The sequence below is a fragment of the Variovorax sp. PMC12 genome (assembly GCF_003019815.1).
Taxonomy (GTDB): domain Bacteria; phylum Pseudomonadota; class Gammaproteobacteria; order Burkholderiales; family Burkholderiaceae_C; genus Variovorax.
Map to the genome: position 1 here is coordinate 3,460,596 of NZ_CP027773.1, position 22,622 is coordinate 3,483,217.

The window sequence follows — 22,622 nt, forward strand, 5'->3', positions numbered from 1 at the left end:
GAACGAATGAAGATGGGTTTATTGAAAGACGCGCTGGCTGCTGCCGATGCGCACGTCCGCCGCATTCCTTGAACGGGCCGACTGCCCGAGCCACGACACCCAGCCCAGGCGCGGGCTGTTGCCCTTGGCGCCGCCCAGCCGCGTGGGTGGCACCTGCTGCTTCTCGAGCACCAGTTCGGCGTCCCACTCGAGCTCGTCGCCGAGCAGTTGCTGCATCCAGCGCTGCAGCACCGGCCGTGCATCGCCGGTCGGCAGGAACATGCGGTACTGCGCCAGCGTGAGCGGGCCCAGGTGCAGGCGCACGCGATGCTGCCGGTCCCACGCGCGGGTGCCCAGCATCGCGCCCATGCCCATCGAGCGCGAGCTCTCGCCCTGCCCCAGCCGCGTGAGCTCTCCGGCAGGCAGGCTCATCCAGTGGCCGACCCAGCGCTCCAGCTTCACCGGCACGCCGAAGTAGCTGCACAGCACCGACTCCACGCTCTCCACGTTGTGCACGCGCCGCGCAAGCCAGCCCGAGAAATGCAGCCGCGCGTCGTCGTGAATCTCGTCGCGCCCCACGCGCCCCGGCGTGCCGATGCCGACCAGCGCGCCCACCTGCAGCCGGAAACGGTCTTCGCCCGGGCGGTCCAGCGCCACGGCGGGCCGCGACTGCGCCCATGCGCGATAGAAGTGCAGCGAGAAGCGGTGCGAAAAGCTGTCGAGGAACGCCAGCCATGTCGGGTCGCCGTGGTTCAGGCTGCGCTCGCGGATGAAGTCGCTCAGGTGCACCGGCAGCGGCCCGTTGGGCCCGATGTAGCCGAAGAACTGCTGGCGCAGGCGCGGCGGCGAATGCGCGGTCGCGGGCTCGAAGCGGCTGAAGCTCGCCGGCGCGAACGACAGCGAGGGCTCCTGCCCCACGCGCACCGGCTCCGCGCCGGGCAGCAGTGCGCGGCCCCAGCGCGGCGTGGTCCTGGCGACCGATTCCAGCCGGCGCATCACGGCGAAGTAATCGAAGGCCCACGGCTCGGCCGACCACTCGCGCAGCGCGGCATCGACGCGCGTGCTCACAGGATCTGTCGCGTCCCGCACAGCGGCCTCCAGCGCATGGTCTCGCCCTTGCCCGCGATGCGCAGCACGGTCTCGACGAAATGATTGACCTCCACATGGCGCGCCAGAAAGCGCGCGAGCACGGCGCCGAACAGGAACACGCTGTGGCCGTGGAAGGCGTCCTTGTCGACCTCGAGCGTCACCTCCAGCCCGCGGCCGAAGGCGATCGGCCCCTTCAGCGGCAGGCGCCGTGCCACCGGCTTGCTCTTCACCGACAGCAGCCCGCGCACCTGGCCCTGGCGCATTTCGTCGGCATGCACCGCATAGAGCATCAGCGTTTCGCGCAGCGCGGCGGCACCCTGCTCGGGCGTGCTGTCGGACAGCGACAGGTAGTTGATCGCAAGGTGGTCCACCACGCGCCAACCCAGCCCCTGGCTCACCACCGGCGACACCGGCCGCGAGGGTCCGCGCACCATGCGCACGCGCTGCACGGGGAATGAATCGACGCAGTCGAAATCGTTGTCGCGGCCCAGCGGCATCAGCAGGGGCAGGTCGCGGTTGGTGCACAGCGCCGTCACCGCGAGCTGGCGCAGCGCGGCCGAGTATGGCGCCTGCTGCGGATCGACGATCTGCATGTAGACCTCGGAGCCGATGTGGCTGCTGCGGTTGCCCTCTGTGCGCTGCCGTACCGACAGCATGCGCGGCTCGCGCGTGGTCGTGAAGTAGGCGGGGTGGCTGAGCCGGCTGCCGTGGAAGGCCGAGTAGAACGGCCTGAACGGCTGCTCGGCCGCCACGGCTTCGGCACCGGGCGCGCCGTGGCCGATGACTTCGGTGACGGTGTGCACCTCGAAGTCCTGCGGCCGCGTGCGGTCGGGCACCAGGTGGAACTGGCTCACGCCCTCGTTCAGGGCCACGCGGTCGAGCCGCTTGGTGAACAGGTTGATGGCGGGCACGCAGTGCAGCTGCACATTGTCGGCGCTCACCAGCTTCTCCAGCGCCGCATCGCCGCGCGAGAACAGCAGCACGATCTCCACGTCGGCCACCGGCATCGCGGCCAGCACGTCCTTCAGGCCGCCGATGCGCGCGAACTGGAAGCGCTGCGGAAACGCAAAGTACTCCTGCAGCAGCCGAAAGCCCGAAAAGCCGGTGGCCGTGACGGGCAGCAGTGCCTCGTCTTCCTCGAAGCCGACCGCGCCGATGGAGCTGGCCGGCAGGCTGTGCGCCGTGCCCTGCAACGCACCGGACGGCGACAGCGGCCGCACCAGCACGCCGACCGGCTGGCCCAGCGCGCATTCGTGCAGTTGCCAGGCCACGTCTTCCGCGCCGCTGAAATGCAGCACCAGTTCGTCGAGCGCGATCTGGTCGAAGCGGAGCCCCGCCGTCGCATGCAGCGCGATGCGCAGGCCGCCGCGAATGGCGCGCGACTGCGGATGCGTGTTCAGCGGCAGGTCGGGCGCATAGGTGAAGTACTGCGCACGCTGCACCTCCACCGGCCACACGCGCAGCGCGCTCGCGGTGCGGAACTCGCAGTGCGTGTTCTGCCCCACGGCCTGCCGCGCACGCAGCCCGCTGCCGCGCGGCAATGTGGGGCCGTTGGCAAGGTTCGCGTCGTCGGGGTCGGGCACGAAAGACACGACCACCATCGCCGGCGTGGGCGCAAGAAAGTGCGGATAGACGATGTCGAGCAGGTGGCCGGTGAAGCGCGGGTACTCGGCATCGAGCTTCAGCCCCACGCGCGCCGACAGGAATGCGGTGGCCTCGATGAGCCGCTCCACGTACGGGTCGGCCACCTCCTGCCCCTCGATGCCCAGGCGGTGCGCGATCTTCGGGAATGCGCGCGCGAACTCCGAGGCGCTCTCGCGGAAGTAGCGCAGCTCCTGTTCGTACAGGCTCAGCAGCCGAGGGTCCATGTCCGTTACTCCGGGAAGGCGGCCGCCGCCGGGCCGCCCCAAGGCGAGCCGCGCCTCCCCCTCGGGGGGTGGCGAATTACACGCAGCGCAGCGAAGTGAAAAGCCGGGGGGCTCATAGTTTCTGCGCCATGTCCACGATCTCGATGCGGCCCTCTTCCAGGTCGACGCGGCTTCGCATCAGGAACTCCAGCGGTACGGGCTGTGCCCACAGCATGCCGCGTATCTGCAGGCCGATGCTGTTGTGGGAGTCCAGTGCCGGGCCTTCCATGACGAGTTCAACTTCGAGAGTGCGGGACAAAATGCGCGGCTCGAACTGCAGGATTGCGTTCTTCAAAGCCTGTTCCATGCTGACACGCTGCACCGACGAGGTGAACTGGCCAGACAGCATAGGCAATCCGTAATTGATGACCGAGCGCGCCGCGTTCGGGTACTGCCTGTCGTCCATCGAGAGGCCGTAGCCGGTGGCGTTGAAGAGCCAGCCCAGGTCGCGCAGCACGGCCTGTCGCAGCGCCTGCTTGGTGAGGGTGCGCTTCTCGTCGCTCTCCTTCTTCTCGTCGGGCGCATGGTCGACGAGGCGGTCGAGCAGCGAGGGCTGCAGCCGCTCCTGCGCCGTGAGCTCAGCCATCGGCGTCGCCTTGGCCGGCAGCCGGCGTGAAGAGGATTTCGCGCACGTCCATCAGCGCACGCTCGCTGCCGTCGCTGCTGCCCAGCACGCGCTGGCCGTGGCCGGCCCACACCTCGGGCCGCAGTTCGCGCCACTTGGTCTTGCGCGCGAGAAGCAGCTCGCCGTCCTCGGTCTTCTCGGTGCCTTCGTAGCGCGTGGGAATCAGCGCGAGCGTTTCGCCGCCGTTCTCGAACTGCAGGTGCGCGGGCATCCATACGCAGTCGCGCAGGTCTTCCGGCGGCTCGATCCTGATGTGCGCAAGGCGCGCATACGGAACCCAGTAGTACTTGCCGTTGACGAAGGCTTCGAGCACCGGGCCCAGTCGCATGTCGGCGTCGGCCAGCCATTCGAAGGGCGCACCGTCGATGGTTCCGCCGATGGCCGGGGCGCCGTCGAAGGCGCGCTGGCGCAGGTCTTCGGCCAGATCGCTTTCGCCGCGGCCCTGCCGCAGCAGCGACTCGATGAGCAGCGCCAGCCATTCGTCGGGCTGGCCGAAGATCATCGGCGTGCGCTTGCCCGCGAACACGTCGGCGCGCAGGCCCTCGCAGCGCACGGCGTCGCCGTAGACCTGCTTCATGGGCACGGCCAGCGCGTCGAGTTCGGCGGCCACGGTGAGCTGGTTCAGCGCGCGCTCCCACTGGCCCAGCACGCACAGCAGCTGCGCCATGAACACGCGGTGCTTGCTGTCGGCGGGCCTGGCGCGCACGTCGTCGCTCAGGGCCTTGAGGGCGGCCGCGGGGTCTGCGGCCTTGATGAGTTCGGCGGCGGTCGTCATGTATGCGGCTCCTGTGGCGTGTGCGCGCTCAGGCGCGCGTGAACTGGCATTCGCGCACCGCGCCGCGCGCACCGGTGGTCTTCTGCGGCGCCGACTTGACCTTGGCCGTGCGGTAGCTGATGGAGATCAGCTCCGAGGGCACGCCCCACTGCGCGCCGGAGTTCAGCACCAGCCGGCAGATGCGCGCGTTCTCCAGCGCCAGTTCGAAGGTGGCCTGCGCCTCGGTCGAGCGCTGGTCGCCGCCGGACTTGAAGACGCTGATGACGACCTTCAGGTCTTTCTCCTGCGCGCGCAGCAGGCTCGCGATGGTGGCGGTGGCCGCGTCGCTGCGGCGCGCGACGATCAGGTTGTTGGGCACCACCTGGTTCTGCGCCGAGGACTCGGGCACCTGCACCGACCAGTAGTAGCCGCCGATGTTCAGCCGCGCCTTGCCGTCGTCGAAGGCGCGCTCGAGTTCGCCCTCGACCGCCGCGCCCTTGTTCTCGATCATCATGACCAGGTCGGTGTCGGCCGAGCCGGTGCCGATCAGTTCGTAGAACCGCCGGGCGTCTTCAGGGCTCCAGGAGCCGTCTTCTGCAAATGCCATGTCACCTCCGGGTGCTTAGGAAAAAAATTCGAACCGGCGTCACGGCCGGGCTCCGTCGGCGGGCGCGCCGCCGTTCCTGCGCAGCAGGGCCGCGAACACCTGCCGCTCGCGATCACCGGTGCCGGCCGGCGGCTGGCCGCCGCGCACGCGCACTTCCGACAGTTCCGCCTGCGCCGATGCCACGCCGAACAGGCGCGGCGCGCTGTAGGGCGTGGCGGGTACGGCCATGACGAGCAGGCGCGCGTCGCCCGGCGCATCGAGCCAGGACAGGTCGAAGCGGCGGGCCGAGGGTTGCTCCGGCGTGCCGCGCTTGAAGCGGTTGGTCTCGCCCGAGGCGTCGGGGTACACCGGCTGCAGGTTGCCGCGGCCATCGATGCCGGCGACGACCAGGTCGATCGAACGGCCGCTGGTGTTGCGCACGTTCAGCCGCAGGCGCTCGCCGGGGCGCAGCGCGGGCAGTGCACCCGGGGTCTCGTCAACGGAAGCGCTGCGCAGCAGCCGCTCGCCGCTCCAGATTTCGAGCGTGGCGTCGAAGCCGTCTAGCCGGCCGTCCTTGCCGTAGTCCTGCAGCCGGGCAAGCCACTTGAGCTGCGCCAGCGACTGCAGGCGGCGGCGCAGCGCGGCGGTGTCGGGCAGCACGACGGTGGAGAGCGTGGCGCCGAACAGCGGTGCCAGCAGCTCGATGCGCTGGCCCGAGGGGCCGAGGTCGGTCCAGCGCACGTCGGCGGGCGAAGCATCGTCGGCCGGGCGGATCGCGGCGGGGTAGTCCAGGCTCAGGCCGGCGGGCAAGGGCTTGTCGGCGCGCACGCGCAACGCGGTCGCGGCCGGTTCGCCGACCGGCGTGACGCTCCAGAAGGCCGCGCCCGACACATCCTTCAGCGCCGAGGGCACGGCAAGCCCCGCGACGCCGGGCGCGACCTGCGCAAGCGTTGCGGGCGCGCCGCGCACGGTGCCGTCCTCGAGCGTCGCGAGCACGCGCACCTCCTGCTGCGGCACGAGGCCGTCGAGCAGGCCCGCCTTCAGGGCCAGGCTGTCGCCGGTGCGCTGTGCGCGCCACACGGGCCTCGTGGATGCGGGCGCGCCGCTGTTGGCGAACAGCGGCGCATCGAGGTTGCCTTCGGCCACCGGCGACGGCAGCTCGCGCGTGGGAAAGCGCTGCGCGAGTTCATCGATGACCGGTGGATAGAGCGCGAGCACCCCGTCGAACAGTTCGCGCCAGGTGGCGGGCTTGCGCGACAGCGCCTCCACCAGGGCCCAGGTCAGCAGGCCCTGCGGCCGGGCATCGCGCGGATCGCGCGCGTTGCGCGCCTTGCGGGGCAGGCGCAGTTCGGGCGTGATCTGGTGGCTCTCGGACGCGAAGAAGGCGACATAGCGGGCGCGCGGCACGGCGTCGGCCGGAACAGGCGCGGCCATGCCGGAGCGCACGGGCGCATTGCCCCCCGCAAGCTGCGTCGCGCGCAGGCCGCGCCAGCGCACCTCGTCGTCGGCGGGGCCTTCGGCCGTGGCCGGCGCATCGGCGGTGCCGCGCGTCATCGAGTTGGCGGCGCAGGTGTCGAACACCGAGGCGATGAAGACGTTCTTCGCGAGGAAGGCCTGGATCCAGCCGTCGAAGTCGGCATCGCGCAGGTCGCCGGTCAACGTGCTGTCGCTGCCGAGCGTGCCGCGCACGTCGCGCGCGAGGAAGTTCTCGGACAGGCCGTCGGGCTCCTGGTAGCGCTTGGCCACGTCGCGCAGGCGGGTGCCGTGGCCGGAGAAATACAACAGCACAAAGTCGCCACTCCTCGACTGCGCGAGCAGCCGCGCGAGCGCATCGTGAATGGCCTGCGAGTCGGGCAAGGCGGCGCCGCTCACGCCGTCCGCCAGCACGGTGATGTCGGCCGCGCCGAAGCTCTGCCTGAGCAGCGCGTCGCGCATGAGCATCACGTCGTTGCGCGGCGCCTGCAGCCACAGGGCCTGCGGCTGGTTGACCAGTTCGGAGACGCCGACGAGCAAGGCGCGCTGGGTGGCGAATGCGAGGCTGCCGCAGAGGAGCAGCCAAAGCACCAGCAGTGCCTGCAGCCAGCGCAGTTGCCTTGCTCCTTCCCCTTCCGGGGGAAGGCCGGGTTGGGGGCGGGCAGAGCGCCCCCTGGATACGCCGCGTGCCCCCACCCCTGCCCTCCCCCGGAAGGGGAGGGAGAAACCCGATTCGAGTTGCCTTGCTCCTTCCCCCTCTGGGGGAAGGCTGGGATGGGGGCGGGCAGAGCGCCCGTTGGATACGCCGCCTGCCCCCTCCCCTGCCCTCCCCCGGAAGGGGAGGGAGAAAGACCAATGCGTGCGGCGCGGTGTCATTGCCGCTCCTGCGCCGGCCCGGCCGATTCGACCAGCGGCGACGCCGCCAGCACCGCCAGCGCATCCACCGGTTCCGGCACGCGCAGCCGCCACGCGCCGTTGCCGCCCGGCCCGCCCACCACGTCGGCGGAGATCGACTGCAGCAGCCGGTCGGCTTCGTCCATGCGCACGCCCTCTTTCCAGCGCACCAGGAGGTCGGCGCGCACCGGCGCGGGCGCCGTGGGCACCGCGCGAAAGCGCACGTCGTCTTCCTCCGCCGCGTCGCGCCCGCCGAGCAGGCCGACGTTCTGGATCACCACGCACAGCGCCAGCACGGCGAAGGCCGGGCGCACCCAGCCTTCGGCGCCGAACCAGCGGCGGATGCTGCCCCACCAGCCGCCTTCGGGCCGCTCGGGCCGCGCCTGTGGCCGCGCGCGCGGTGCCTCCGCTTCTTCCGGCTGCACCAGCGCGCGGGCCAGCTGCAGCCCCGCATTGCGGTACAGCGACTGGTAGTCGGCGCGCGGATCCTGTGGCCCGAGCGGCGTGCCCGACAGCACCGGGAACGCGCCGCCCCCCACGCTGCGCAGCGCGATGCGCCCCGGCTCCGGCGCGATGGGCGACGCCGCTTGCGCGGCCCACTCGTCGTGCACCGCGCGGATCGCCGCGAGCCGCGTGGCCGACACCTCGCCGAGCACGCGCGCGCACAGCCGCGGGCTGGGCTCGAGCGTGAGCACGTTCCAGGCCTGGATCACGCCGAACATCGGCTCGAAAGGCTCGTCCCCCGGCTCCAGCAGCACGTCGAACGCGCTGGCCCAGTCGGCCTCGCCCGCGGCCATCCAGCCCTGCCAGAGGTCCCCGTGGATGCAGCGGTCCAGCAGCACGCCGAGCAGCCGCCCCTCATGCAGCACGCTCACGAGCCGGCCCGGCGCCCAGCGCGCCGGAAACGCGCGCTGCGCCACCGCCTCGCGGCGCCGTGCCAGTTCGGCCAGCGGCAGCAGCAGGCTGGACATGGCGGGCACGCGCGCGGGTTCGCGCCTCGCTCCGGGCGTCGCACCCGGCATGGCCACGACCGCGAGGCCGGGCTCCTCATCCGCGCCGTCCTCGGGCACGGCCGAGCCGGTTTCGAGCGCGTTGCGGATCACGCTGAGCGGGGGCCAGAGTTCGGTGGGCATGGCGTCTGTTCCTGAATGGCTATGTCTTCAGGCGTAAGACGCTTCAGCACCGAGGATTTTGAAAACCTGCAGGATCGCGTCCATGTTGCCGGGCTCGATGGCGATGCCCAGCGTCTGCTGCAGCCAGCCTCCGAGCCGGGTCTTCGCGTAGTCGGCGGTCATGCCCTCGCGCTTGTGCACCAGGCCCAGCCGGCCCGCGCGGTAGTGGTAAGACGCGATGGCATGGCGCGAGGCAATGCCCGACAGCCCACCGTCGGCCTCCTTGCCGAAGCCCTCGCACAGCAGGATGCGTTCGGGCTCGGGCAGTTCGGCGATGAAGGCGCGCGCGGCCAGCTGCACCGCGTGCGCGCTCAGGCCGTGCTCCGCGAGGCAGCCTTCGAGGTCTTCGCCCGCGCCCACTTCGTCTTCCAGCTGCGCCTCGGTGATCTGCTCGCCGATGGAGAGCTTGCGGCGGAATGCGCTGGCGCGCGTGCAGTCGATCAGGTAGCGGCGGAAGTACGCGCACAGCGCAAACGCGGTCGAGGGCGCGCTGTGGCTCGCGCGCTCTTCCGAATCCCCGGGGTCGGCATCGAGCCGCAGCACCTTGACGTAGATGAACTGCGCCACCAGCTCCTGCCGCCCCTCGCCCAGCACCTGCAGCTCGGGCGGGTTGCATGCCGAGAGCGCCTCGCCCACGATGCGGTACATGGCGCCCATGTCGTTCGCGGACAGCGTCTGCCTGCGCCGCCAGAGGCGGACGAGTTCAGAGCTTTCCGAAGACGACAGGGTTTCCTGCATGAGCTCAGCGAGTGAAAAGCCGGGGGGCAGACATGACTAGTCGTCCACGCAGCTGCCTTCCGACGGCACCAGGCACTGCGGCAGGTTCGCGCCCACCGGCCCGCCGCGCGTGCGGATGGCCGACGAGGTGGCGGCCTGCGCCACCGCCAGGCCGCGCGGCAACAGGATCCACAGCTGCCCGCGCTCCTTCATGCGGCGCGCGTTGGTCGCGGCCTGCTGGCCGTTGCCGAAGAAGTAGTCGGCGCGCACCGCGCCGCGAATGGCGCCGCCGGTGTCCTGCGCGATGGTCAGGCGCTGCATCGGCGCGCCGCTGCCCGGCGTGCGCGTGGAGACGAACACCGGGTAGCCCAGCGGCGTGCTGCGCGGATCGACCGCGATGGAACGCCCCGCCGACAGCGGCACGCCGAACGCGCCCACCGGCCCGCCGACCGGCGACGTGGCTTCCTTGAAGAACACATAGCTCGGGTCCTTGATGCCCGAGCCCGCGACCGCGCCGGCCGCGCGCCGCCCCGGCACCACCACCGCGCCGCTGGCCACCGGCCGCGCGAGCGTGAAGCCGCGCGTGCGGATGGTGCTGTTGTCGACCGCGCCCACATCGTCGTCGTCGCCGTCGTCCAGCTGCAGCTCGATGGACGAGCCGCGCACCTTCACCGGGCTGCGCGGCTTGCCGTTGGCGGCCTGCGCCAGCGTCGGGCGGAAGGGCTGGCCGTTCTGCTCGGCGTAGGCCACGCGGATCAGCTCGCCGCTGGGCAGCTTGATGCGGCCCGAGCCCTGGATCTGCATCTCGTACAGCGCGCTGGCGCTGCTCACGAAGGCCAGCACCTTGGCGTTGGGCGCGCCCTTGGTCTCGATCTCCTCGCGCGTGTAGTACGGCAGCAGCTGCTTGCCCTCTATGCGCAGCCGCACCTTGCGGTCGATGGTGTCGCGCGAGACGGCCGACAGGTCGAGCGCATAGAGGCCGGGCGCGCCCATGTCGCGCGTGCTCAGGCCGGTCTGCACCACCACGTTGCGCCCGTCCACGCGCGCGGCCACCGTGCCGTTGCCCGGGGGCAGCTTGCGGGCATCCGCGAACAGCATGTCCTCGGGCTGGCCGTAGACCGGGTAGATGAAGGGCGCGCCGTACTGCCGGCTGCCCGCGATCTCGGGCTCGAAGTAGCCGGTGACCACGCCGTCGGGGCGGCGGTCGTCGTCGCGGATCTGGTAGGCCGAGAACTCGCCTTCGAAGAAGCCGCGGATGGCGTTGTTGTTCCTGCCGTCGACCTTGAGCGCGCGCGCGCACACTTCCTTCCATTCAGCGCCGCGCCCGGTCAGCACCTTGCAGCTGCCGAGGAAGGCGGGCCAGCTTTCCGAGAAGTCGTCGCGCGACCAGCCCGGCACCGCGTCGAAGCCGACCGATGTGTAGGTGGCGAGCTGGGTCGAGAAGGTGCGCGCCTGGCCGGCCACGCTGGCGCCGGTGGGCGGCGGCGGGCGCGTGGCTGCGGCGGTGTCGGGCGTTGCAACCGCGGTGTCGGTCTGTGCCGGTGGCGGCGCGGCACAGCCGGCCAGCGAAGCGACGGCGGCAGCGGCGGCCCAGCGAAGAAGCGTGGCGGTGAAGCCGGGGGTCAGGCGTGGCGGCAGTGAGGGGTGCATGGAGGTCTCCTGGTCCGGGAAAGGGAGCCCTCGCGCAGAGGGCCGGCGCTCTGCAGACGATTACTTCTCGACGATTTTGAAATTCGCGACGCCATAGACGTCGTTGCACGGCGCGCTGCCGGGCGCGCACACCGGCTTGCCCAGCAACGGCGAAGGACCGGTGCCCCGCGTGGCTTCGAGCGCGGCCAGCACCGGCAACGGGAACACCGGGAACACGCCGTCGTTCTGCACGCCGGCGGCACTGAAATCGCGCTCGTGCTCGCTCACCAGCACCGCGAACTGGTCGGTGCCGGGCGGGCCGCCCGCGTCCATCGGCCACGAGGCGCGCGGCAGCGCAAGCGAGCCGCCGGCGCTGATCTTGTTGTACTTGTCGAGCAGGTTCGGGAACAGCAGGAACATCTCGCCGCCGCTGGACAGCAGGAACACGTAGACGAAGCCCTCGCGCTTGCTGCGGACCTCGAACGCGAGCCGGTCCTTGCCGACGGTGACCTCGGGCTTCTTCGGCGCGGCGGTCACGTCGAAGCCCGGTGCCGCGCCAGCGGCGAGCGACTGCAGCGACTCGAGCGGCGTGCGCGGCGCCGGCGCGGGCGCGGGAGGCGGCGGCGGCGCAGGGGGCGGCGGTGCCTCGGCGACCTTGGTGTCGGGCGGCGGCGCGGGTGTGGGCGCGACGGCGGCCTGCTTGCCGTTCGTGCCGGCCTCCGTGCCGCCACCCGTGCGGCCCTGCAGGAACCACCACCCGCCACCGGCCACGGCCGCGAGGGCGACGGCCGAGGCGATCGCAGTGATGGTCTTCCGGCCGGCGGGCGCAGAGGGCGCAGGAGACGGCGTCTTCGCGTTGACCGGCTTGCCTGTTGCTTTCCCGCTGCCCACGATGACGGTCGCCGCGTCTGCAGCAGCATTGCCGCCGCCTCCTTGAACACGCGGCGGCTGCGTGCGCGGCACGGGCGCGACGGTGTTGCCCGCATCGAGATCGAGCGCCGCGCGCAGCTCCGCCATCGACTGCGGCCGCTGCTCGGGCCGCACGCCCAGGCCCGCGTCGATGGCCTCCAGCAGCCGCAGGCTGTAGCGCTGGCGCAGGATGTCGTTGCCCGCGAGCGGCACGTAGCTGTCCGACAGCAGGCGCGCCACCGAAGGCGGCGGCGCGCGCCCGCACACCGCCACGTGCATCACCGCCGCGAGCGCATAGACGTCGGTCCACGCGCCCTGCGACATGTCGGGCATCTCCGCGTACTGCTCGATGGGCGCATAGCCGGGCTTGAGGATGACGGTGATCGCCTGCGTCTTGTCGGTGATCACGCGGCGCGCGGCGCCGAAGTCCAGCACCACCGGCCGGCCGGAGCCTTCGAGCAGGATGATGTTGTCGGGCGCGATATCGCGGTGATAGCAGTTGGCGCTGTGCATCACCGCCAGCGCCTGCGTGACGCCGTCCATGATGCGGATCAGCCATGCCTCGTCCACGCCCGCGGGGATGGCTACCAAAGCCTCTCTCAGCGTATCGCCCCTGTAGAAGGGCATGACCATGTAGGTGGTGCCTTTTTCTTGCCAGAAGCGGTAGACCTTGAGCAGCGACGGGTGGTCGAACTGGGCGAGCAGGCGGGCTTCGTTGATGAAGCTGCGCATGCCGAGGTCGAAGGTTTCCCTGTGCCTTTCGGACAGGGGGACGACGGTGCCGTCCTGCTGCCTCGTGGACAACGAGGTGGGGAGGTATTCCTTGATCGCCACTACGCGTTCGAGGGTGTGGTCCCAGGCTTCGTAGACCACGCCGAAGCCGCCCTGGCCTATGACTCGGGTGACTTCGAATTCGGCCAGGCGGCTGCCTACTGGCAGGAGGCCGGCGTCGGTGCTGCCCGTGGCGGGGCTGGTGACCGGCTGGGCTGCTGTTGCTGTGATGACTGTGGCGGCCGAGTCTGCGGGGGTTGTTGACCTTGGGACTACTCGGGTGCGGTCGTCTTCGTTTGGGGAGTCGGTCATTGACTGGCTCCTTTGCTGAATTGCTTTCCGGGGCCGGGTCTCGCCCCGGCGGGCGACCTACTTTTCTTTGCTTCGCCAAAGAAACGTAGGCAAAAGAAAGGCGACCCCACTGTCTGCGACCCCTTCGCTGCGCTACGGGGCAACCTGCGGTGCTCGCGTTTCGCGGGGTCCGCAGAACTCGCTTCGCTCAGACAGCTGCGGCCCTGATCCGCGAAACGCTCCGCTCCTCGGCGCAGCCAGAGGGGAGGTGGAGACAACTCGGGCCTTTGCTTCGCTCGGCCCCATGTGGCGCCGAGCGCAGCGATGGCGCGTTTGGTTTCCAAATCCCTTCTGGCTGCGCCGAGGAGCGCAGACGCAGGCGGGATCAGGGCCGCAGCTGTCTGAGCGAAGCGAGTTCTGCGGACCCCCGCCGGAGTCGAGCACCGCAGGTTGCCCGTAGCGAAGCGAAGGGACGCAGACAGCAGGGTCGCCTTTCTTTTGCCTACTTTTCTTTGGCGAAGCAAAGAAAAGTAGGTCGGCCGCCGGGCCGAGACCCGGCCTCGGAAGGCAAGAAGAAGCGAGTCCATCAACTCTCCCCCTCCACAAAGCCAAGAAAAAGCCCATCGAACTTTTCATCAACAGGCAGCCCGTCGCAAACCATCCGAACCCCCGCTTCACCAGCAGGATCACCAAGCCAAAGAGAAGCCCTCCCCATCGGCAGCTCAAGCACCTCCACACGCACCTCGCGCCCAGCCTCGCCGGCAGCAAGAAAGAGCCGCTGCAGCACAGCATCGAACCGCAGCGCATCCAGATCCCCTTCAAGCCCTTCAAGCGCGGCCTGCGTAGCCCGAATCCACCACTGCAGCGCGGCAATCAACGCCTCGCCGCGAAGCTCGGTCCCGCAAGACGCATCCAGCTCCACAGCCAGCGTGAAAGGAAAGTACCGCCCCACCCCGTCCACCGAAGGCATCAGCACCCCCATCCACGCCCGCTCGCCGGCGACCCCGGGCCCCAGCGCAAAGCACCATATGGGCGCCTCCAGATACCGCTCCACCCAATCGGCATGCCGGTCTCTCAACCGCGCCAGACCACGCTGCAGCCACTGGTCCCACACGGAACGGAACGCTTCGGGCAGCCGGCGATGCGCGAAGTCCCCCATCCCCGGCAACTTGCCGAACCAACCCGGCAACTCCGCCGAGGCAAAAATGGAAGAAGAAGAAAAAGAAGCTGCGCTCACAGCCCCTCCGGACAGGAAAACTCCCGCAGCTCGCGCAACCGGATCGGATGCTGCACGCTGTTGGTCGTCACCTCGAACCGCGTCTTGCGCGCGCCGATCTGGAAGGTGATGAAGAACTTCTCCGGCGCATCGCCCGCCTCGAGCTGCCCGTCGTCGAGCGCACGGAACAGCGCCCAGGGCCCATCCACGGCAGCGCCAGAGCTGCCCGTGGTCGAAGGCGGGCTCACCTGGATGCGCACCTGGTTGCTGCCCTTCGGCCCCGGCCACTGCACCGCCATCGGCACCACGGGGCCGTGCGCGTACTTCACGAGCTGGCCGTCCACGTCGAGGATGAACTGGGTGATGCCCGCGTCCATCTCCACCGGCTTGAAGTCCAGCCGCATCGACGGGCCGCGGCCGCCGCCGCGGAAGAAGATGTCCTTGATGCGCGCCGCGCGTTCGAACTGCGCGAGCGCCTGCGTGGTGATGGCGCCGCGCTCGGCCACGGGCTTGTAGCGCCAGGGGCGGGTGCTGGTGTCGACCAGCGCGGCCAGGCGCTTCTGGAAGAAGTCGTCCATCAGGCCGCCGGGGCCGAACATCTGGCCGAAGTCTTCGGGCAGCACGTCGCGCTTGCTGTTGCCCACGAACGGATAGCGGCCCGCGATGGCGCGCGCGCAGAACTCGGCCACGGGGCGCAGGTCCTGGCTCAGGTTGCCGCGCTCGGCCACCTGGGCCTGCGCGGCGCCGGACTGGCTCAGGTTCTCGACCATCGAGCGCACGGGCTCCGGCAGCCGGCCCGCGTCCGACTTGAGCTTGCCCGCCACGTCGCCGGGCGGCGGCGAGGTGCGGCCCTTCACGGCCGTGTCGACCGCGTTGAGGTACACGTACACCTCGTTGAAGAGCTTGAGTGCATCGTCGATGGGCGCCGGCTGGTTGGGGCCGCCGGCGGTGACGAGGCGGCGCAGCGGCTCGAAGCGGTCGTCCACGATGCTCTCGATGCGCTTGCCCGGCGCCACCTGGCGGCCGGGGTCGCTGCCGAACAGGTCTTCCAGGCCTTTGCGCGTGTTGCGCACGGTCTCGGTCGCCTTGCTGACCACGTCCTTGTTGGCGTCGGCCGCCGGGATCAGCGTGGTCTGCCTGACCACCGCGCGCAGGAAATTCGCGAGCGGGGAATCGACGCCCGAGAGAATGCGCGCGGTCTCGATGTTCTTCTCCAGGCCGGTGGCGCGGATCAGCCGCACGTCGGCGAGCAGCGCTTCCCACTGCTTCACGTACTCCTCCAGGTACAGGCGGCGCACGCGGTCGGTCAGCGCGCCGAGCGCGGCCACGTCGCGCAGGCGGTCGGCGGCGTTGCGGTCCTGCCCCAGCACCCACGGGTCTTCGTTGGCGAGCAGGCCGGTGAGCACGGTCACCTCGTTCTGGAAGCGCTTGTGATAGCCGTCGTAGGTGAACATGCCCGGCACGCCGTCGGTCAGCGGCTTGCCGCTGATGCGCTCGAACACCAGCGGGCCCGAGGGGCCGGTGGCGGCCGCCACGCTGAAGGCCGGGATGTCCTTGGTGGCGCGCTGGCGCTTCAGGCGGCTGAACACGCGCTGCTCCAGCGGGTAGCTCGCGAGCACCGCGCGCACGCTGCGCACCAGGTTCTCGTCCATCTTCAGCGGCGAGCGCGGCGGGCCTTGCGCGATGAGCACGTCGAGCTGGTCTTCGAGCTGCTTGCGCTGGTCTTCGGGAATGCCGCGGTCGAGGTTGCGCGACCAGTCGAGTGTGATCCAGGCCTTCAGCGCCTCGGGGTCGAAGTGCTCGGGCTGGTAGAGCATCAGGTAGCTCTTGAGCGCCTCGTACGTGTACTCGAGGTTGTCTTTCTGCGCGGTGCGCAGCTGGTCTTCGATGCGCTTGGCGATCTGCGGCAGGAAGGCGTCGTTGAGCGCGCGCTGGTGCGTGAGCATGGCGGCGGCGTCGAGCTTGTCGCCCTGGTAGAGGCCCAGCGTCATCGACAGCGGCTCGTCGCCCTGGTGGTTGTCGGGCGTCTTCCAGATGTCGCGCAGGCCCTGCAGCACGGGCGCGACTTCCACCAGGTTCTGCACCCGCGCGGGCAGCGCCGCCAGGTTCTGCCGGGCGGGCTCGACGCGGGCCTCGACCGACTTCAGGTAGTTCATGTTCTGCAGCGTGCTGTAGCCCCAGGCCGCGAGCAGGCCGACGGTGACCAGCGTCATCGCCGTCACGCCGATCACGCGCAGCGTGTGGCGGCGGCGCTCCAGCTTCACGTCGGCACCGGCCAGGCGCTGCTCGGGGAACACCACCTCGCGCAGCAGCGAGGTGAGGAAGTAGCTGCGTCCGCTGCTCTTCTGCGGTGCGAGCATCGCGCGCTCGATGCCGAAGCTGCGCGCCAAGCTGCCCATCACGCGGTCGATCGGGCTGCCTTCCTGCGTGCCGCTGGTGAAGTACACGCCGCGCACCCACGGCGGCTGCGCGAAGCGCGAACCGGTGAACACCTGCTCCAGCAGGTCGGACAACAGCGGGCCGACGGAGCCGAACTGGGCGGGGAAGCCGAAGATCGCCGCGCGGCGCGTGCCGTCGGTCTCGCGCTGCATGCGCGCGATGAGGCCGTCGTTCACGCGGTTGTGCAGCAGCGCGAATTCGCGGTTGAAAGCCGTGGAGAGCCCCTTCTCCTCGACCTGCAGGTTCTCGTCGGCCGGCAGCGTGAAGCCGAAGACCTGCGCGCGCTGTTCCTTGCCCAGGTCGTCGAAGTAGTCGGTGAAGCCGTAGAGCAGGTCGCTCTTGGTGACGAGCACGTACACAGGCAGCCGGGTGGTGAGCTTGCTGTCGAGCTCGAGCAGCCGCGCGCGGATCGACGCCGCGAGCTGGCTGCGCGCCTCCGGCCCCTGGCTCAGCAGGTCGGCCACGCTCACGGTCAGGAACACGCCGTTCAGCGGCCGGCGCGGGCGCGCCTTCTTCAGCAGGCCCAGGAAGCCTTCCCATGCGCTCTTGTCTTCGGACTGGTGGCTGTCCTGCGTGGTGTAGCGCCCGGCGGTGTCGATGAGCACCGCTTCGTCGGTGAACCACCAGTCGCAGTTGCGCGTGCCGCCCACGCCGCGAATGGCGCCGGGGCCGAACTTCTCGGCCAGCGGGAAGCTCAGGCCGGAGTTGACCAGCGCGGTGGTCTTGCCGGCACCGGGCGCGCCGATGAACACGTACCAAGGCAGGTCGTACAGGTAGCTGCCGCCCGAGATGGAGAGCCAGTCGCGCCAGCCGGGTTTCTTGCCGGCCGCATGCAGGCGCATCTGCTTGAGCGTGGCGACGGCCTCGCTGAATCGCGTGTCGAGGATCTTCTGCTCGCCGTTGACCGGGGCATCGGCCCTGGCGGCGGACGCCTTCATGAGGCCGTCGGTCAGGTGGCGGCTCGCGCGGCGGGCGCGCCAGCGGCGGTACAGCGCGCGCAGCACCACGACGAGCACGATGACGCCGATGACGATGGCGCGCGTCATCTCGCCTTCGAGCGGCGCGAGCGAACCGATCTTCACCAGCGGGCCGATCCACCAGACCAGCAGCGCGACGACGATGAGCGCAAGCAGCGTCAGCAGCAGCGGGCTGAACAGGAAGCCGAATATTTTCTTGATCATTTCGTCGCTCCTGGAACGGGAGCAGCCGATGTGGCGGCGGCGAGCCGGTCGGGTTCGGTCAGCAGCACGATGTCGACGCGGCGGTTGCGCGCACGGTTGGCGGGCGTGTCGTTGGCGGCCACGGGCTCGGCATCGGCCTTGCCGTCCGAGCGCATGCGCGCGGGCTCGACCAGCGTGCTCAGCGCGCCCTTCACCGCGTCGGCACGCGCGGCCGACAGATGCCAGTTGGACGGATAGCGCAGCGAGCGGATCGGCTGGTTGTCGGAGTGGCCGGTGATCAGCACCTCGCCCTTCACCTCGGCCAGCGCCTGCCCGATGCGGCGCAGCACCGGCAGCGACTGCGCCATCGGCTCGGCGCTGCCGGAACCGAAGAAGGAATCGCCGCGCAGGCGCACCACGCTGCGGTCGGCTTCGTCGGTCACGGTGACCAGGCCCTGCTTGATCTCGGGCTCCAGGAAGCGCGCGAGGCGCGGCGTCTTCGCCGGCAGGGCCGGCGGCGCGATCTGGATGTTGGGCGCGCGCAGGCTGGAGACTGCCGCATAGGTGGTGTCGGAGCGGTAGTTGAGCGTGAGCCGCAGCGCGAACCACGCGAGCGCCAGCAGCAGCGCGAAGCCGGCCGCGAACACCCACAGCGGCAGCGACTCGCGCAGCCGCACAGTGCCCGCGCCCTGCCCGCGCCAGTGCGGAGAAAGCTCGGGCTCCACGGCGGGGCGGTCCTTGGCGATCAGGTCGGCCAGGCGCTGGCGCACCGAGTCGAGCTGCGCGCGGCCGTTGTCGACCACGCGGTAGCGGCCCTCGAAGCCGAGCGCGAGCACGCTGTAGATCAGCTCCAGCAACTGGCGGTGCGTGGGCACGTCCTGCGCGAGCTTGGCCAGCAGCTGGAACACCTTCTCGCCGCCCCAGGTCTCGTTGTGGAACTGCACCAGCAGGCTCTGCTTGTTCCAGCCAGCCTGCACGCCCCAGGGCGTGTTGGCCACCGCTTCGTCGAGCGCGGTGCACAGCACGTAGCGCGCGGCGAGCACCGATTCGTTGCTCACGCCGGCGCGGCGCGCGTTGGCGTCGAACTGGTTCACCGCGTCCGCGGTGGACGCGCGCAGGGCCGGCACGTTGGGCGGCTGCGCCAGGTTGCGCAGCTTGCCTATCAGCACCAGCAGCTTGCCGGCGGCCGACACCAGCGGGTTGAGCAACCCCAGTTCGCCGACCTCGGCCGCGGGCGTCGGATCGGCGCCGCCGAAGAACGGCGCCGGTGCAGGCGCAGGCGGCGCACCGCCCGGCGTGCGCGGCTTGGGCTTGATGACCGTGCGTTCGGATTCGAAAGCGGCAAAAGGATCGGGAGGTGTGCTCATGATGGCTCCACGCTGACGGTGCCAATAAGTGCGCGAAGACTGGGGGTCATGCTCGTATCGCCCAGAAGGCAAGGTCGAGGCCGGGGAAGTCGCCCGCGATGTGCATCGCGATGCCGCCCGACTGCTCGAGCTGGCGCCACAGGTCGCTGTTGCGTGTTTCGAGCTCGAAGTAGTTGGCGCCCGTGTGGAACGGAATCTGGCGCGGCGCGACCGGCATCGGCGTGAGCGTGACGCCCGGCAGCGCCAGGTTCACGAGGTCGCGGATGCGCTCCACCGGGCCGATCTTGACCTGCGTGGGAAAGCGCGCGCGCAGCGCCTCGCTGGGCATGTTCGCGTTCACCGCGAGCACGAAGGTCGCCTTGCGCTGGAGTTCCACGTCCGTCACCATCGCCACGCGCACGCCGTGCTTGCGGTCGTGCAGTTCGATGCGGATCGCCGACTGCTCCAGCACCATCGACAGGCTGCGGCGCAGGTCGTCCATGAGCGGGCGGAAGCTCGTCGCGAGGTCGTCGTGGATGTAGGGCCCGAAGCGCGCCACGCGGCGTGAATCCCGAAAGCTCGCCAGGTCGCCGGCCAGCCCGAGCGCATGCTCGAAGAAATGCTGCGGATGCAGCACCGCGCTTCTGGCCAGGTGCGCGAACACCGCCTCGTTGCGGTTGACGGCCTGCAGCAGCATGAAGTCGGCGATCTCGGCCACGCCGCCGGTGCCGCCCTGCGTCATGCGGCCGGCAAGCGCCTCGCCGCGCTGGCGCAGCAGGCCCAGCAGCTCGTCGAGCCAGGCGCGGATCACCGAATGGCCCGCCACGTCGAGCAGCGGCGGCAGCATCGCGCGGTCCAGCAGCACCTGGTTGTCGACGCGGCGCTCCTGCACGCGGGCGATGCCGAGCGTGGTCCAGGCGTCGGTCGCCTCGCCGGCGCGCATCAGCCGCGTGTGGAGCTGGCCCAGCTGCAGCATGGCGGTGCGCTCGCCGGCGGTGTTGGAGTCGGGCACCTCCGACTCGAGCACGCGGTGGCGCACCAGCTCCTCGTAGTCTTCCGCGTCGGCCTCGCGCGCGCCGGCGCGGCGCAGCGGCAGCGCGAGCACCACGGCCTCGTCGCGCATGCCTGCGGGAATGTCGATGGGCTCGGGCAGCGGGTCGACCGCCGGCATGTCGAACACGGTGCCGTCGCCGAACACGCCCACCGCCCGCACCAGCGCGAGCTTGCCGAGCGTGAGCGCGGCGGCATCGATCTCGAGTTCGGCAAAACCCCAGGCATAGGGCGTGGTCGCGCGCAGCAGCACATGCCGCGCATGGTCGGCATGGCGCTCGCTTTGCTGCAGGTGCTGAGGCTGCAGCAGCATCCCCTCGCTCCACACCACTTTTGTTCGCCAGCTCATCCACGCTCCGTCAACGGCAAGGGTGCCGGAAAAGAAGCACGGAGTTTCAGGCGCGCGACGCGGCGGGCAAATCCGCCTTAAGGCCTAGGCGCGGGGGTTTGGTGGTACGGCGAAGGGACTAGGGAGCGCCGCGAGGCGTCAGCGGTTCGGCGCGCGCAGTGCCTCGACCTGCTCCGCGTAGGTCTTCTCGATGCGCTGCAGCCGCTGTTCGCGCGCGGCCTCGTTGACCCACGACGCGGCCATGGCGCGCTGCTTGCCCAGCTGGTACTCCAGCCGGGCTTCGGGCAGCAGCGCGCTGTCGTCGGCCTCGACGTAGCCGTAGCCCGCGCGCAGGTTCTTCAGCACCTCGCGCTCGGCGTCGCCGCGCGGGCCCCTGGCCTTGCCGTAGCCGGTCAGGAAGTTCTGCAGCCGCGCCTGGAACTCGGGCGGGTAGCTGCGCCGCACCACCATCGGCGCGCCCGGCGGCGGCTCAGACTCCCACACCACCTGCAGCCGCTCGGCCTCGACCGGGAACTGCTGCCTGAAGCGTTCGAAGTCGGTGGTGTTGTTGGTGGCCACGTCGGCGTCGCCGTTGGCCACGGCGAGCGCGGTGGCCTGGTGGGTGCCGACGAACTCGCTGAGGAAGCGGGTTTCCATCTGGATGTTGTTCGGCAGGAAGAACTGGCTCTGCGGCACGATGAAGCCCGTGACCGAGCGGCTGTCGCCGCGCGCGAGCCGCCAGCGCTGCGGCTCGGCGAGCAGGCCGGCCAGCGTGTTGAGAGGGCCGGCCTTGCGCATCAGCAGCACCGCGCGGTGCTGGGGGTTTCCGGGCTGCTTGGCAATCTGCGCCACCACCTTCATGCGCCGCTGCATCACGGCGTCGAGCGCCATCTTGGCCGACAGGAAGGCCATGTCGATCTCGTCGCGGCCGATGGCGCGGTCGAGTTCCTCGTAAGACGGCACCGAGTACGAGCTGACCGGGACGCCAAGCGCGCGGCTCATGTCGGCCATCAGCGGCGTCCACAGCGCCCGCGACTCGACGGTGCCGCCCAGCGGCAGCACGCCGAAGCGCACCGCGCGCACCACCTCGGGCACGCCGGTCACGCCCCTGGCGGGCGCGGGCGCGGGCGTCGCCGCATTGGCGCCCTGCGCGGCGGCCGTGGCGGGCGCGGCCAGCATCGCGGCCGACGCGGCGCAAAGCAGCGTCGCGGCAAGCAGTCGGGCGGCGGCGCGGGCCATCAGGGAGACACGTCCTTGAGCACGCCGACCTGCTCGGCGTAGCTGCTGTCGATGCGCTGCAGGCGGGCTTCGCGCGCGGCGTCGTTGACCCACTGCGCGGTCATGGCGTTCTGCCGCGCCAGTTGCCAGGCCAGCCTGGCGGCCGGCTCCAGCGAGCTGTTGTCGGCCGGCAGGAAGCCGGCCAGGTCGTGCAGCGACTTGAGCACCAGCCGCTCGGCGTCGCCGCGCGGGCCCTTGGCGCGGCCGTAGGCGGTCAGGAACACCTGCACGCGCTTGCGCAGCTCGGGCGGGTATTCGCGCCGCACCACGATCTGCGCATGCGGAATGAGGTCCGACTGCCACAGCACCTGCAGCCGTTCCGCCTCGGCCGGAAAGCGCTGCCTGAAGCGCTCGAAGTCGGCCGTGTTGTTGGTGGCCACGTCGGCCTCGCTGTTGGCCACGGCCAGCGCGGTGGCCTGGTGGGTGCCGACGGTCTCGCTGAGGAAGCGCGTCTCCATCGCGATGTGGTTCGGCAGGAAGAGCTGCAGCTGCGGCACGATGAAGCCCGACACCGACTGCTTCTCGCCGCGCGCCAGCCGCCAGCGCTCGGGCTGGGCCAGCAGGTCTTTGAGCGAATTGAAGGGCGGCGCCTTGCGCGCCAGCAGCAGCGCGCGGTAGCCGGGCAGGCCGTCGTGCCGCACCACCTGCGCCACCACCTTCATGCGGCGCTGGGTGACGGCGTCCAGCGCCATCTTGCCGGACAGGAAGGCCATGTCGACCTCGTCGCGCCGGATGGCCTGCTCCAGCGCCTCGTACGAGTTGACGGACAGCACGCTCACCGGCCGGTCGATGGCGCGGCTGAGCTCGGCCAGCAGCGGATCCCAGTCGCTGCGCGACTCGAAGGCGCCGCCCAGCGGCAGGATGCCGAAGCGCACCGGCGGCTCGCGCGCGGTGCCCTGGGCGCAGGCCAGCAACGGCGCGAGGCCGACGAGCAAGCCCATCGCCGCCGCGCGCAGGGCAGCTGGAAACAGGGCAGTGAGGCGCAATGAAACCAGCATTTTTTGACCGG

Annotated in this window: 16 protein-coding genes; all 16 read right to left on the reverse strand. The window is 70.5% G+C overall.

The genetic code is table 11. The annotated features are described in order from the left end of the window. Positions 1-18: 18 nt before the first annotated feature. The 16 genes from tssG to phnD all read right to left on the reverse strand — a co-directional run bounded on the left by tssG (position 19) and on the right by phnD (position 22,611). Positions 19-1,047 (reverse strand): type VI secretion system baseplate subunit TssG, encoded by a 1,029-nt coding sequence (tssG, locus tag C4F17_RS16070; protein ID WP_234382123.1) that lies wholly within the window; start codon positions 1,045-1,047, stop codon positions 19-21. Next, positions 1,044-2,936 (reverse strand): type VI secretion system baseplate subunit TssF, encoded by a 1,893-nt coding sequence (gene tssF, locus C4F17_RS16075; protein ID WP_106935908.1) that lies wholly within the window; start codon positions 2,934-2,936, stop codon positions 1,044-1,046. Before tssF ends, tssG begins: the two co-directional genes overlap by 4 nt. 112 nt (positions 2,937-3,048) lie before the next feature. Further along, positions 3,049-3,561, reverse strand: a complete 513-nt coding sequence (gene tssE / locus C4F17_RS16080) for a type VI secretion system baseplate subunit TssE (RefSeq protein ID WP_081271174.1) — start codon at positions 3,559-3,561, stop codon at positions 3,049-3,051. Further along, positions 3,554-4,375 carry a type VI secretion system accessory protein TagJ gene (locus C4F17_RS16085; RefSeq protein ID WP_106935909.1) on the reverse strand — a complete coding sequence of 274 codons (822 nt, stop codon included), beginning with the start codon at positions 4,373-4,375 and terminating at the stop codon, positions 3,554-3,556. Before C4F17_RS16085 ends, tssE begins: the two co-directional genes overlap by 8 nt. A 28-nt stretch (positions 4,376-4,403) precedes the next feature. Further along, complete coding sequence (locus C4F17_RS16090) at positions 4,404-4,961, reverse strand: type VI secretion system tube protein Hcp (RefSeq protein ID WP_081271176.1); 558 nt, start codon at positions 4,959-4,961, stop codon at positions 4,404-4,406. 39 nt (positions 4,962-5,000) lie between these two features. Further along, positions 5,001-7,004: a caspase family protein gene (locus C4F17_RS16095; RefSeq protein WP_106935910.1), complete on the reverse strand. Its 2,004-nt coding sequence runs from the start codon at positions 7,002-7,004 to the stop codon at positions 5,001-5,003. 281 nt (positions 7,005-7,285) lie between these two features. Next, complete coding sequence (locus C4F17_RS16100; protein WP_106935911.1) at positions 7,286-8,440, reverse strand: hypothetical protein; 1,155 nt, start codon at positions 8,438-8,440, stop codon at positions 7,286-7,288. A gap of 27 nt (positions 8,441-8,467) precedes the next feature. Next, entirely contained in the window at positions 8,468-9,217 is a 750-nt protein-coding gene (locus C4F17_RS16105; protein ID WP_081271178.1) for a hypothetical protein, read from the reverse strand. 36 nt (positions 9,218-9,253) lie between these two features. Further along, positions 9,254-10,846, reverse strand: a complete 1,593-nt coding sequence (gene mltA, locus C4F17_RS16110; RefSeq protein ID WP_106935912.1) for a murein transglycosylase A — start codon at positions 10,844-10,846, stop codon at positions 9,254-9,256. Between the two features lie 60 nt (positions 10,847-10,906). After that, positions 10,907-12,817 (reverse strand): serine/threonine-protein kinase, encoded by a 1,911-nt coding sequence (locus C4F17_RS16115; RefSeq protein WP_106935913.1) that lies wholly within the window; start codon positions 12,815-12,817, stop codon positions 10,907-10,909. A gap of 565 nt (positions 12,818-13,382) precedes the next feature. After that, positions 13,383-14,033, reverse strand: a complete 651-nt coding sequence (gene tagF / locus C4F17_RS16125; RefSeq protein ID WP_106935914.1) for a type VI secretion system-associated protein TagF — start codon at positions 14,031-14,033, stop codon at positions 13,383-13,385. Beyond that, the gene (gene tssM / locus C4F17_RS16130; RefSeq protein WP_106935915.1) at positions 14,030-17,632 is read right to left on the reverse strand and encodes a type VI secretion system membrane subunit TssM; all 3,603 of its coding nucleotides are present in this window, start codon (positions 17,630-17,632) and stop codon (positions 14,030-14,032) included. The genes tagF and tssM overlap by 4 nt, the downstream gene beginning before the upstream one ends. Then, on the reverse strand, positions 17,629-18,978 hold the full coding sequence (locus tag C4F17_RS16135) for a DotU family type VI secretion system protein (protein ID WP_106935916.1): 1,350 nt from the start codon (positions 18,976-18,978) through the stop codon (positions 17,629-17,631). Before C4F17_RS16135 ends, tssM begins: the two co-directional genes overlap by 4 nt. Positions 18,979-19,024: 46 nt before the next feature. Beyond that, positions 19,025-20,356: a type VI secretion system baseplate subunit TssK gene (tssK, locus tag C4F17_RS16140; protein ID WP_106935917.1), complete on the reverse strand. Its 1,332-nt coding sequence runs from the start codon at positions 20,354-20,356 to the stop codon at positions 19,025-19,027. A 138-nt stretch (positions 20,357-20,494) separates the two neighbouring features. Continuing rightward, positions 20,495-21,574 carry a phosphate/phosphite/phosphonate ABC transporter substrate-binding protein gene (locus tag C4F17_RS16145; RefSeq protein WP_106935918.1) on the reverse strand — a complete coding sequence of 360 codons (1,080 nt, stop codon included), beginning with the start codon at positions 21,572-21,574 and terminating at the stop codon, positions 20,495-20,497. Further along, on the reverse strand, positions 21,574-22,611 hold the full coding sequence (gene phnD / locus C4F17_RS16150) for a phosphate/phosphite/phosphonate ABC transporter substrate-binding protein (RefSeq protein ID WP_106935919.1): 1,038 nt from the start codon (positions 22,609-22,611) through the stop codon (positions 21,574-21,576). Before phnD ends, C4F17_RS16145 begins: the two co-directional genes overlap by 1 nt. Positions 22,612-22,622 lie beyond the last annotated feature (11 nt).

Coding starts and splice junctions, on each gene's coding strand:
- C4F17_RS16145 (WP_106935918.1), bottom strand. CDS start 21,574: ATGGCCCGCGCCGCCGCCCGACTGCTTGCCGCGACGCTGCTTTGCGCC.
- mltA (WP_106935912.1), bottom strand. CDS start 10,846: ATGCACCCCTCACTGCCGCCACGCCTGACCCCCGGCTTCACCGCCACG.
- C4F17_RS16105 (WP_081271178.1), bottom strand. CDS start 9,217: ATGCAGGAAACCCTGTCGTCTTCGGAAAGCTCTGAACTCGTCCGCCTC.
- tssK (WP_106935917.1), bottom strand. CDS start 20,356: ATGAGCTGGCGAACAAAAGTGGTGTGGAGCGAGGGGATGCTGCTGCAG.
- tssF (WP_106935908.1), bottom strand. CDS start 2,936: ATGGACCCTCGGCTGCTGAGCCTGTACGAACAGGAGCTGCGCTACTTC.
- tssM (WP_106935915.1), bottom strand. CDS start 17,632: ATGATCAAGAAAATATTCGGCTTCCTGTTCAGCCCGCTGCTGCTGACG.
- C4F17_RS16135 (WP_106935916.1), bottom strand. CDS start 18,978: ATGAGCACACCTCCCGATCCTTTTGCCGCTTTCGAATCCGAACGCACG.
- phnD (WP_106935919.1), bottom strand. CDS start 22,611: ATGCTGGTTTCATTGCGCCTCACTGCCCTGTTTCCAGCTGCCCTGCGC.
- C4F17_RS16100 (WP_106935911.1), bottom strand. CDS start 8,440: ATGCCCACCGAACTCTGGCCCCCGCTCAGCGTGATCCGCAACGCGCTC.
- tssE (WP_081271174.1), bottom strand. CDS start 3,561: ATGGCTGAGCTCACGGCGCAGGAGCGGCTGCAGCCCTCGCTGCTCGAC.
- C4F17_RS16085 (WP_106935909.1), bottom strand. CDS start 4,375: ATGACGACCGCCGCCGAACTCATCAAGGCCGCAGACCCCGCGGCCGCC.
- C4F17_RS16090 (WP_081271176.1), bottom strand. CDS start 4,961: ATGGCATTTGCAGAAGACGGCTCCTGGAGCCCTGAAGACGCCCGGCGG.
- C4F17_RS16115 (WP_106935913.1), bottom strand. CDS start 12,817: ATGACCGACTCCCCAAACGAAGACGACCGCACCCGAGTAGTCCCAAGG.